This is a genomic window from Streptomyces sp. NPDC006393 (genome assembly GCF_040628575.1).
Lineage (GTDB): Bacteria > Actinomycetota > Actinomycetes > Streptomycetales > Streptomycetaceae > Streptomyces.
Genome location: NZ_JBEXZD010000020.1, coordinates 44,338 through 55,410 on the forward strand (window position 1 = coordinate 44,338; position 11,073 = coordinate 55,410).

The following is an 11,073-nucleotide window of genomic DNA, read 5'->3' on the forward strand; positions in this document are numbered from 1 at the left end:
GCGCGACCGGGCTCCGCGGGGGGCGGGAGGGGAAGGGGTGTGCGTGGGTGGGGGGCGACCCGCTACGATGCCTGATGTGCCGCGGTCGGTCGACCTGCGGCGCACAGTGTGTGCGGGCGTAGCTCAATGGTAGAGCCCCAGTCTTCCAAACTGGCTACGCGGGTTCGATTCCCGTCGCCCGCTCTGCGTGGCCGAGGGCCAGGCCGGAGGATGGATTCTCCGCCTGGCCCTTTGTCGTGCCCGGGCCCTTGGTCGCGTCCCGGGTCCTTGGTCGTGTCCGGGGCGCTCCGCCGGGTTCGGGTCCGGCGCGGGCCGGGGGACGCCTCCGTCAGAAGTTGATCGAGTTGATCGTGTCCGCTATCGAGTTCAGGAAGCGGTTGATCGACGGGGCCATACCGGTGGACGCGAGGAAGAAGCCGAAGAGCACGGCGACGATGGCCGGCCCGGCCTTGATCGACCCGCCTCTGAGCAACACCACCAGGATGATCGCCAACAGCAGCACCACTGACAGTGAAATGGCCACAACTGATCACACCCTAGGTCGGTCCGCTCTCCCGGCCCGGAGGCGCCATCCCCGCGCCCCCGCTGGAACCATCGTGCCACCAACACGGCTCACGTATGCGACGCCTGACGCATCATCGGCCAGGTCCGTGCCACGGATCTCAGGGACCCCACGGCCGGCGCCCTTCACCCGCCGCGCGCCGTACGGCAATTCGACGCTCCCCGCCGCCGTACCTCCGTCCGGAATTCAGTGACTTCGTTTCCATGTCCACACATCGTGTTCGCAAGTGATTCGAATATCGCCGGAGGAGGCGACCTTCATGGCACAACTCGTCATGACGAATCCGGACATTGAAGGCGGGTGCGATGTGCGCGAACAGCTCATGCGATGTGTCTGCCGTCACCCTCGCGGTCACACAAACTTCGTCAAATCCTGGGTAGCGCGGTGAATAGTCAGCATTTCCAGTCGGGGTGTTCCCCGTAATCCCACGCAGAGCGCTAGGGTGCCTCAGATGTTCCACTCCGCCTCGTCTCCCGGACAGAACAGAACACCGCTCCCCCCGGCCCAGTCGCCGGCAGCCGCAGGCGCGCCGGGTCCCGGCCGGTCCGGTGATCCCGGCGGAAGACCCGGCAAGCAGCGCGATCCCTTCTTCGACAACGCCAAATACCTGGCGATCGTCCTGGTGGCCGTCGGGCACACCTGGTCGGCGGTCAAGAGCGACAGCCGGACGCTCGAAGCCGCGTACAACGTCGTCTACACCTTCCACATGCCGGCGTTCATCATCATCTCCGGCTTCTTCTCCCGTAATTTCGACCTGCGTCCGGACCGGCTGAAGCGGCTGATCACCGGCGTCGTCGTGCCGTATGTCATCTTCGAGACCGCCTATTCACTCTTCCGGATCTTCGTCGGTCACTCGGACGACCGGCAGATCAGCCTTCTCTCCCCCTGGTATCTGACCTGGTTCCTCTGCGCCCTGTTCGTGTGGCGTCTGACCGCCCCGGTCTGGAATCTCGTGCGCCGGCCCCTGCCCCTCGCTCTCGGCATCGCCATGCTGGCGTCGCTCACCCCGGGCATCGGTCAGGATCTGGAACTCCAGCGCGTCATGCAGTTCCTGCCGTGCTTCGTGCTGGGGCTGTGCATGAAGCCCGAGCACTTCCACATGGTGCGCCGCCGCGCCGTACGCGTCCTGTCGGTGCCGGTGTTCGCCGTGGCACTGGCGGGGGCCTGGTGGACCGTGCCGCGCGTCAACGCCTCGTGGGTCTACCGGCAGAGCGCCGCCCAGGACCTGGGCGCCCCCTGGTGGGCCGGTCCCGTCATGGTGCTGGTGATGTTCGGCGGCGCGGTGCTGCTGACCGCGTGCTTCTTCTCCTGGGTGCCGGGCCGGCGGACCTGGTTCACCGCGCTCGGCACGGGCACGCTGTACGGCTATCTGCTGCACGGCTTCGTGGTCAAGGGCGTGCTGTACGCGGGCGGGTTCGACATGGCCGCGCTGCACGGCCCGCTCGGCTCGGTCGTGGTCACCGTCGTCGCCGCGGGCGTGGTCACCCTGCTGTGCACCGAGCCCGTGCGGCGCGTCTTCCGGTTCGCCGTGGAGCCGAGGATGGAGTGGGCCTTCCGGCAGCCGGCGGGCACCAGCTCAGGAGCGGGAACAGGAACGGGGACGGGGTCGGGAGGGACCGGGACGGCTCATGGCCACTCGGGGTCCGTGCGTCCCGGGGCCCGGCCCGAGCGGATCGGTGCCTAGTTCCGAGCGGATCGGTGCCTAGTTCCGAGCGCTCCCGAGGTCTCTTCGACCCGCTCCTTCGCCGCTCTTTGCGTCCGTGAGGCCGAGGAGTGCGCGCATCCGCGCGTACTTCTCGGTCAGCCGCGTGCGGGTGGCCTCGTCGAGGACCGCGAGGCGGGCCGGATCGGCGTTGTGCGCCAGGTCCGCCTCCTTCACCAGCAGCGCGCCGGGCGTGGCGAGAATGCGCCGGGCGTACGCCTCCGGCTCCTCCCCCGCCCGTTTGGTGAGCGCGAGCACGATGTCCTTCGTACGACGGCTGAGCGCGGCCTCGCGCAGCCACCGCTCCGGAAGCGCGTCGTCCTCGACGGAGTCGTGCAGCCAGGCCGCCGCGATCTGCTCGGCGTCACCGCCGCGGGCCCGCACGCCCTCGGCCACGGCGTGCAGATGTTCGGCGTAGGGACGGCCCGCCTTGTCGGTCTGGCCGGCGTGGGCGGTGCGGGCGAGCGCCTCGACCTCGGCAGGGGTGAGCGGCGGCTCTGCCTCGCGGTGGGTGTGGGTCACCCCTCCAGTGTGACCGGCCGGTTCAGCGGAGCGCCTGGGCCGTGGGGCCCTCGCGGCAGATCAGCAGCAGCGCGCGGTCGTCGTTGACGTCCTTGGCCACCGCCTCGATCAGGTGCCAGGCGGCGCCGTGGAAGCCGCCGGCGACATAGCGGTCGGCCTCGCCGGTGAGGCGGTCGATTCCCTCGGTGATGTCCCGGTCGGCGGTCTCCACGAGCCCGTCGGTGAACAGCATCAGCACGTCGCCGGGGCGCAGGGAGCCCTTGACCGAGTCGAACTGGGCGCCGTCGTACACCCCGAGGAGCGGGCCCTCGGCCGCCTTCTCCTCCCAGCGGCCGCTGCCCGCGCTGAGCTGAAGGCCGGGCGGGTGGCCCGCGGAGTACAGCTCGTAGTCGCCGGAGTCCAGGTCCAGCACCAGGTGGATGGAGGTCGCGAAGCCCTCGTCCCAGTCCTGGCGCAGCAGATAGCCGTTGGCCGCGGGCAGGAAGGCGTGCGGGGGCAGGCTGCCCAGCAGGCCGCCGAAGGCACCGGACAGCAGCAGCGCCCGCGAGCCGGCGTCCATGCCCTTGCCGGACACGTCGGTGAGGACGACCTCCAGGGTGCGGCCGCCGTTGGTGCGGGCCGCGACCACGAAGTCGCCGGAGAAGGACTGGCCACCGGCCGGACGCAGCGCCATCTCGCGGTGCCAGCCGTCGGGCAGCTGCGGCAACTTGCTCTGCACCCGGATGCGTTCGCGCAGGTCGAACAGCATGGTGCCGCCGCGCCGCCAGGGCACGCCGACCCGGCTGCGGAACTGCGCGATCAGCAGCCCGAAGAAACCGCAGGCGGCGACCACCAGCACCACGCCCGGGGTCACCCGGGAGGGTCCCTCGGTGTACGGGCCGAGTCGCACCGACTCCACGATCAGCGCGGTGGCGGCGGCCGCGTACAGGCCGAGCAGGCTCGCCGGGCGCAGCAGCAGCCCGCCGGCGACGATGGGCAGCACCAGTGCGACCGGCGAGAACCACACCGAGTCGACGAGCGTGAGCGCGGCGATCAGCGGGATGGTCAGCAGCAGACCGCCGAGCGCGATCCAGTCCGAGCCGTCCCCGCGGAAGTAGTCGACGGCGGCTCTGCGCACGCCGACACGGACCCGGTGCCACTGCATTTTCAACCGGGCCGTGTACGTCTCGGCTTCCGCGCGCCGCTCTCGTCGTGCTGCCATTAGTCCGGGACCCTATCCACCGGACCCGCCGCTTGGCACGGGAGGTCCGACTTATCCCCCGTCCGAGGCGCGGGACCACACGGAACTTCACGCCGGACGGACCGCCCGCCACCGGCGGGAAATACCCTCGCCCGTCCCGCATCGCCCTGGTAGGCATGGCGCATGGCGACTGACCTTGCGACCGGGCTGAGGGTGCTGCGGCGGGACGAGTGGGACGCGTGGTACGACAACCTCGTCCGTGCCTTCGGCGGCGGGCCCAGCACGCCGGAGGAGCGGGAGCTGGACCGCTCGCTCACCGAGTTCGACCGCTCGCTGGGGGTCTGGGACGGCCGGACCTGCGTGGGGACGGCGGGGGCGTTCAGCTTCCGGATGACGGTGCCCGGCGGGGCCCTGGTGCCCGCGGCCGGGATCACGATGGTCAGCGTGGCCGCGACGCACCGGCGGCGCGGGGTGCTGACGTCGATGATGCGGCGGCAGCTGGACGACGTGCGCTCCTGGGGGGAGCCGCTGGCGGTGCTGACCGCCTCCGAGCCCGCGATCTACGGCCGGTTCGGGTACGCCGCGGCGACCTTCCAGCTCGACGCCGAGATCGACACGAGCCGGGCCGGGCTGTCGGTCCCGGCCGGCACGGACGACGTACGGCTGCGGTACGCGGCGCCCGCCGACGTTCTCGACGCGTGCGAGGCGGTGTACGCGCGGCTGGTGCCCTCCCGGCCCGGGATGCTGGCCCGGCGGCCCGGCTGGGAGCGGGCGGGTCTGCTCGACCCGGAGAGCGAGCGGGACGGGGCGTCGCCGTTGCAGTGCGTGGTGGCCGAGCGGGAGGGCGAGGTCACGGGGTACGCCCGGTTCCGCACCAAGCTGGGCTGGGGTGTCGGCGGCCACGACGGCACGGTGCGGCTGGAGGACCTGGCCGCGCTCGACCCGGCCACCGACGCGGCGCTGTGGCGCTTCCTGTTCGGCATCGACCTGACCACGACGCTGACCGTGCGGGGGCGTCCGGTGGACGACGCCTGGCAGTACCTGGTGTCGGACATCCGGCGGTGCCGGCCGCGGCGGCGGGACGCGCTGTACCTGCGGCCGGTCGACGTCGGGGCGGCGCTGGCCGCGCGGACGTACCAGGTTCCGGTGGACGTGGTGTTCGAGGTCGAGGACGCGTTCTGTCCCTGGAACACCGGGCGGTGGCGGCTCAGCGGGGACCCGAAGGGGGCGTCCTGCGAGCGGACCTCGGACGCGGCCGACCTGGAGCTTTCGGTACGGGAGCTGGGGGCGGCGTACCTCGGTGGCGTGTCCTTGACGGCGCTGGCGGCCGCCGGGCGGGTCCGTGAGCTGCGCACGGGGGCGCTGGCGGAGGCGGCGGTGGCGTTCGGGGCGACGGTGGCGCCTTGGCTGCCGCATGGGTTCTAGGGGGCGCGACACCCCCTATGAGGGCCGCGCTCCGGGGTGCTGCCGGTTTTTCGCGCGGCATTTGCACCGGTTTCGTCAGTTCTGCTGGCAGGTGGGGCACCAGAAGAGGTTGCGGGCGGCCAGGCCGGCGGTGCGGACCTCGGTGCCGCAGATGTGGCAGGGCAGGGTCGCCCGGCGGTAGACGTAGACCTCGCCTCCGTGGTCGTCCACGCGTGGTGGGCGGCCCATCGCCTCGGGCGTGTGCTCGGGGCGGACGGTGTCGATGCGGTTGTTGCGGACGCCCTCGCGCATCAGGCCGACCAGGTCGGTCCAGATCGTCTCCCACTCGGCGGGGGTGATGTCCCTGCCCGGGCGGTACGGGTCGATGCGGTGCCGGAAGAGGACCTCGGCACGGTAGACGTTGCCGACGCCGGCGATGACCTTCTGGTCCATCAGCAGCGCGGCGATCGTCGTACGGCTGCGGCGGACGCGGGCGTAGGCGGTGGCCGGGTCGGCGTCGGGGCGGAGCGGGTCGGGGCCGAGGCGGTCGTGTATCGCCGCCTTCTCGGCGTCGGTGATCAGGGCACAGGTCGTGGGGCCGCGCAGATCGACGTACGCGGTGGGGTTCGCCAGGCGGAGGCGGACGGTCTCCGTGGGGGGCGGGGCGGGGGCGTCGCCGAAGGTGACCTTGCCGAAGAGGCCGAGGTGGATGTGGACCCAGTCGCTGTCGCGGAAGCCGAGGAAGAGGTGCTTGCCGTGGGCCTCGGTACGGGTGAGTTCGGCGCCGTCGAGGAGTGCGGCGGCGTCGGAGAACTTGCCCTGGGGGCTGGTGACGCGGGTGGGCGTGCCGGTCAGGCGCGCGGCGTAGTCCTGTGCGAGGCGGTGGATCGTGTGCCCCTCTGGCACGGTGCGGTGTCCTTTCCTGCCGCGCCCGGGGCTTCGCCCCGGGACCCTGTCCCACGGTGCGCTGTGAAGTCGCCGTTCTGGGGCTCTGCCCCAGACCCCGGGGGCCTTCGTCCTCCGTACGCTGCGGAGGTGCCGTCCCGGGGCTCTGCCCCAGGCCCGCCGGGGCTCCGCCCCGGATCCCGTTTCCCACCCGCCCACCCGTCTCGGTGGTTGAGAAGGCACCCTCCCGGGGCTCCGCCCCGGACCCCGCCGGACCCCGCCGGGCTCCGCCCGGGACTCCGGGCGACTGGGTGGTCGGAATCTCGGCGGAACAAGGGGCTCCTCTCCCCGGGCTCCGCACCGGGTTCTGGCAGGGGCAGGGGCGGAACCCCTGCCCCTGCCAGAACCGCAGCCGCTACTGCTACTGCTGCGGGTGGTGCGCCGGGATCGGCGGGAGGTCGCCCGTCGTTTCGTAGTCCGTGAGCATGTCGATGCGGCGGATGTGGCGTTCGTCACCGGAGAAGGGGGTGTTGAGGAAGGTCTCGACGAACTTGGTCGCCTCCTCCACCGAGTGCATGCGCGCACCCACCGCGACGACGTTCGCGTTGTTGTGCTGGCGGCCGAGGGAGGCGGTCTCCTCGCTCCAGGCGAGGGCCGCGCGGACGCCCTTGACCTTGTTCGCGGCGATCTGCTCACCGTTGCCGGAGCCGCCGATCACGATGCCGAGGGAGTCCGGGTCGCCGGCCGTGCGCTCGGCGGCGCGCAGGCAGAAGGGCGGGTAGTCGTCCTGGGCGTCGTAGATGTGCGGCCCGCAGTCGACGGGCTCGTGTCCCGCCGCCTTGAGCCACTCGACGAGGTGGTTCTTGAGTTCGAAGCCCGCATGGTCCGAGCCGAGATACACGCGCATAGGACGAGTGTGACACGGCGCATCCCGGGCAGCAGCCCCGGGTGTTCGGGACGGGAAATGTGAGGCGCGCCATAGAACCTCAGAGGAACCTCAAGTAACAATCCGGATTCAAAGGTTCCCGAATTCCGACACCTCGGATTCACTGGACCGGCTCGTACACCGGCCTCACAACGGCATCCCCCTCGTACGGCACACCGCTCAACCGGCGCAAAGGAATTCCGTCCCATGACCCCTGGTTCCGGACTTCAGGCTGGACTCAAAAACCGTCATCTCACGATGATCGCGATCGGCGGCGTCATCGGCGCCGGCCTCTTCGTGGGCTCCAGCTCCGGCATCGCCACCGCCGGACCCGGCATCCTCCTCTCTTACGCCCTCGTCGGCACGCTCGTCGTCCTCGTGATGCGCATGCTCGGCGAGATGTCCGCCGCCAACCCGACCTCCGGTTCGTTCTCCGCGCACGCCGACCGGGCGCTCGGCAGCTGGGCCGGGTTCTCCATCGGCTGGCTCTACTGGTTCTTCTGGGTCGTCGTGCTGGCCGTGGAGTCCACGGCCGGTGCCGCGATCCTGTCCGGCTGGATTCCCGCCGTGCCCCAGTGGGGCTGGGCCCTGATCGTCATGGTGGTGCTGACGGCCACCAACCTGGTCTCCGTCGGCTCCTACGGCGAGTTCGAGTTCTGGTTCGCCGGGATCAAGGTCGTCGCGATCGCCGCGTTCATCGTCGTCGGTCTGCTGGCCGTCTTCGGCGTCCTGCCCGGCGTCCACGCCGACCAGGCCTCCTTCGGCAACCTCACCGGACACGGCGGCTTCCTGCCGCACGGCCCCGGCTCCATCCTCACCGGTGTGCTGCTCGTCGTCTTCTCCTTCATGGGCAGCGAGATCGCCACCCTGGCCGCGGGCGAGTCCGAGGACCCGCAGCGCGCCGTCACCAAGGCGACCAACAGCATCATCTGGCGTATCGCCGTCTTCTACCTCGGCTCGATCCTCGTCGTCGTCTCCCTGATCCCCTGGGACGACAAGTCGATCGCCGAGAAGGGCTCCTACGTCGCCGCCCTGGACTCCCTGGGCATCGCGCACGCCGGTGAGATCATGAACTTCATCGTGCTGACCTCGGTGCTGTCCTGCCTGAACTCCGGCCTCTACACCGCCTCCCGCATGGCCTTCTCGCTCGGCCAGCGCGGGGACGCGCCGAAGGCCTTCGCCCGGACCACGAGCCGGGGCGTGCCGCGGACGGCGATCACCGTCTCCGTCCTCTTCGGCTTCCTGGCCGTGTTCTTCAACTACAAGTTCCCGGACACCGTCTTCCTCTTCCTCGTCAACTCCTCCGGCGCGGTCGCCCTGTTCGTCTGGCTGGTGATCTGCTTCTCGCAGCTGCGGATGCGCAAGATCATCCAGCGGGAGGCGCCGGAGAAGCTCGTCGTGAAGATGTGGCTGTACCCGTACCTGACCTGGGCGGCGGCCGGACTGATCGTCTTCGTCCTCGGCTACATGCTCACCGACACCGAGCACGACGGGCGCGAGACCGTGCTGCTGTCGCTGCTGGTCGCGGCGGTCGTGCTGGCCATCGCCGTCATCAAGCAGAAGCTCGGCGGCGGCCACCGGACGGCGGTCACGGAGCAGGGCGAGACCGAGAAGGTCTCCGTCGGCTGACGCAGTCCGTACGCAAAGAAGAGGAGGGAGCCCCGAGGGCTCCCTCCTCTTCTTTGTATGTGCGTCCTCTTCTTTGTATGTGCGTCGCCGGTGGACGGCTACGGCGTCAGCGCTTGTCCGCGAGCTTCCAGGCGGCCGGCACCGCGCCCATCGCCAGGGCGGCCTTCAGGGCGTCGCCGATCAGGAACGGGGTGAGGCCGGCCGCGATCGCCTGGGACGCGGAGAGGTGGGCCGCCAGGGCCAGGTAGGGCACGCCGACGGCGTAGATGACCGCCTCGCCGAGGATCATGGTGCCCGCCATGCGCAGCGGGGAGCGGTCGGCGCCCCGGCGGGCCAGGGCGCCCACGACCGCCGAGGCGAGCAGCATGCCGAGGACGTAGCCGAAGGAGACGGCGCCCGAGCCGGAGGCGCCGTCCGCGAACCACGGCACGCCGGCCACACCGGCGAGCGCGTACAGGGCGAGGGAGAGGAAGCCGCGACGGGCGCCGAGCGCGGTGCCGACGAGCAGGGCGGCGAAGGTCTGGCCGGTCACCGGCACCGGGGAGTGGGGGATCGGGACCGACAGCTGGGCCGCGAGGCCGGTGAGCGCGGCACCGCCGACCACGAGGGCGGCGTCTCGGACGCGCGTGGCGGGCAGCAGATCGGCGAGGACTGCGCCGGGGCGAGCGGTGGCGGTGGCGGTGCTCATGGGGACTCCGCGGGTGTGTGGGCAGGTGGGAACACCGTGACGCTATACCGGCGCCCTCGTGCCGATCACCGTCAGCGCTCGACAAAGGCTTGATCGTGCGCTTGGTGGGCTCCGTACAAAGCATGCCGGTCACACCGGGGGTCGCGTGATGCCGGTCACTGAGGTGGAGTGGTGTGGGCGACGGGAAGCGCGTCGGCCGCTTCTGTAGGGACCCGCCAAAGAGCGCTCCCGTGTCCGGACTTCATGAATTTGAAAAACTTCGAACGTTGACAGGGGTTGCGGGCAACCGGGAGCATCTTTCCCATGAACCCGCTCACGAGCTGTCGCACTCTTTGTAGCTGACCCGTTGAAGCGCCCCGGAGCGCCCTTCTCCGGTTGTTCTCTCCCTGTGTGAATTCCCGTCACCGCACTTGTTTCGCGGAAGCATCCTCCCCCGAATCCGCTGCCCGGAATTCCGCATGCCTGCCTTCTTCTGCCCTGTGAACCCACGGAGTTCGCCCATGCCTTCCGCACCAGCGTCCGGTGTAGACCGGCGCCTTTTCCTCTCCTCCCTGCTCGGTGCCGCCGCCGCGGCCGCGGGGCTGAGCGGCTGCGCCGGTTCGAGCGCGGCCGCCTCCAAGTCGCCCGCCGACCTGTCCGCCCCGCTCGCCGACAAGGTGCCCGCGGGCACCAGCCTGAAGATCGCCTCCTACCAGGACGTCCAGCAGTTGCAGTTCAGGCTGGCAGGACTTCCCGAGTTGCCGTTCACCGTGTCGAGTTGGCTCAACATAGGCGCGGGTCCCGATGTCATCAACGCCTTCCGGGCCAAGTCCCTGGACGTCTCCACCAACGCGGGCATTCCGCCGATCCAGGCGCACTACCAGGGTTTCGACGCGAGGATCGTCGCCATCGGCCTGACCCGGAAACCCAATTACCTCTTCGCCACCAAGCCGGGCAGCGACATCCGTACGACGGAGGACTTCAAAGGGAGGAAACTCGCCTTCTCGCAGGGGCAGGCGCAGGGTGTCGTGCTGCTGCGGGCGCTCAAGGAGGCGGGCCTGGCGTACGACGACGTGCGACTCGTCCCGCTGACCAGCAACCAGTTCCTCACCGCCCTCCAGTCGGGTCAGGTGGACGTGGCCCCGCTCGGAAACAGCCAGGCGCCGGCGTATCTGAAGCAGTACGGGTCCAAGGGCGCCCACACCATTCCCACCGATGTCGTCGACCTGCTCAACCTGCTGTGGGCGCCGGCCTCCGTGCTGGCCGACCGGGCCAAGGCCGCCGCCATCGCCGCGTACATCCCGCAGTGGGCCAAGGGCCAGGTGTGGCAGTGGGAGCACCCCGACGTCTGGAACCGGGAGTTCTACGTCAAGACGCAGAACCTGACCCTCGCCCAGGCCGAGTCCATCACGGAGCTCGCCAACAAGCCGCTGTTCCCGCCGAGCTGGGACGAGGCGATCCGGTGGGAGCAGGAGACCGCGGATCTGCTCGCCGAGGGCGGCTTCGTGAAGAAGTTCGACGTCCGCTCGCTGTTCGACCGGCGCTTCGAGTCCATCGCGGCCAAGTCCGTACCGGCCCAGTACCGGAGGTGAGCACC

The 11,073-nt window shown here is 70.4% G+C and carries 10 protein-coding genes and 1 tRNA gene; 5 read left to right on the forward strand and 6 right to left on the reverse strand.

The features are described 5' to 3' along the window. Positions 1-112 precede the first annotated feature (112 nt). Positions 113-183 (forward strand) — tRNA-Gly (locus ABZ484_RS11895). A 145-nt stretch (positions 184-328) separates the two neighbouring features. Here the strand turns inward: ABZ484_RS11895 and ABZ484_RS11900 are convergent. Beyond that, positions 329-523: a hypothetical protein gene (locus ABZ484_RS11900; RefSeq protein WP_030171279.1), complete on the reverse strand. Its 195-nt coding sequence runs from the start codon at positions 521-523 to the stop codon at positions 329-331. A 490-nt stretch (positions 524-1,013) separates the two neighbouring features. Between ABZ484_RS11900 and ABZ484_RS11905 the strand changes: the two genes are divergently transcribed. Then, positions 1,014-2,246: an acyltransferase family protein gene (locus ABZ484_RS11905; protein WP_358865751.1), complete on the forward strand. Its 1,233-nt coding sequence runs from the start codon at positions 1,014-1,016 to the stop codon at positions 2,244-2,246. 18 nt (positions 2,247-2,264) lie between these two features. Here the strand turns inward: ABZ484_RS11905 and ABZ484_RS11910 are convergent, their stop codons facing one another. Further along, positions 2,265-2,786 (reverse strand): HD domain-containing protein, encoded by a 522-nt coding sequence (locus ABZ484_RS11910; RefSeq protein ID WP_358865752.1) that lies wholly within the window; start codon positions 2,784-2,786, stop codon positions 2,265-2,267. 22 nt (positions 2,787-2,808) lie between these two features. Further along, entirely contained in the window at positions 2,809-3,987 is a 1,179-nt protein-coding gene (locus ABZ484_RS11915; protein ID WP_358865753.1) for a PP2C family protein-serine/threonine phosphatase, read from the reverse strand. A gap of 162 nt (positions 3,988-4,149) precedes the next feature. Between ABZ484_RS11915 and ABZ484_RS11920 the strand changes: the two genes are divergently transcribed. Then, positions 4,150-5,391: a GNAT family N-acetyltransferase gene (locus tag ABZ484_RS11920; RefSeq protein WP_358865754.1), complete on the forward strand. Its 1,242-nt coding sequence runs from the start codon at positions 4,150-4,152 to the stop codon at positions 5,389-5,391. A gap of 75 nt (positions 5,392-5,466) precedes the next feature. Here ABZ484_RS11920 and ABZ484_RS11925 read toward each other — a convergent pair whose 3' ends face one another. After that, positions 5,467-6,276, reverse strand: coding sequence for a DNA-formamidopyrimidine glycosylase family protein (locus ABZ484_RS11925; RefSeq protein WP_358865755.1), 810 nt, complete (start codon positions 6,274-6,276; stop codon positions 5,467-5,469). Positions 6,277-6,676: 400 nt separating this feature from the next. Further along, positions 6,677-7,162, reverse strand: a complete 486-nt coding sequence (locus ABZ484_RS11930) for a ribose-5-phosphate isomerase (RefSeq protein WP_358865756.1) — start codon at positions 7,160-7,162, stop codon at positions 6,677-6,679. A 225-nt stretch (positions 7,163-7,387) separates the two neighbouring features. Here ABZ484_RS11930 and ABZ484_RS11935 point away from each other — a divergent pair, with 225 nt between their 5' ends. Beyond that, the gene (locus ABZ484_RS11935) at positions 7,388-8,809 is read left to right on the forward strand and encodes an amino acid permease (RefSeq protein WP_358865757.1); all 1,422 of its coding nucleotides are present in this window, start codon (positions 7,388-7,390) and stop codon (positions 8,807-8,809) included. Between the two features lie 106 nt (positions 8,810-8,915). On the opposite strand, the gene ABZ484_RS11940 is transcribed toward ABZ484_RS11935, so the two are convergent. Beyond that, entirely contained in the window at positions 8,916-9,497 is a 582-nt protein-coding gene (locus tag ABZ484_RS11940; protein ID WP_358865758.1) for a biotin transporter BioY, read from the reverse strand. 500 nt (positions 9,498-9,997) lie between these two features. On the opposite strand from ABZ484_RS11940, the gene ABZ484_RS11945 reads away from it, so the two are divergent. Further along, positions 9,998-11,068 carry an ABC transporter substrate-binding protein gene (locus ABZ484_RS11945; RefSeq protein ID WP_358865759.1) on the forward strand — a complete coding sequence of 357 codons (1,071 nt, stop codon included), beginning with the start codon at positions 9,998-10,000 and terminating at the stop codon, positions 11,066-11,068. Positions 11,069-11,073 lie beyond the last annotated feature (5 nt).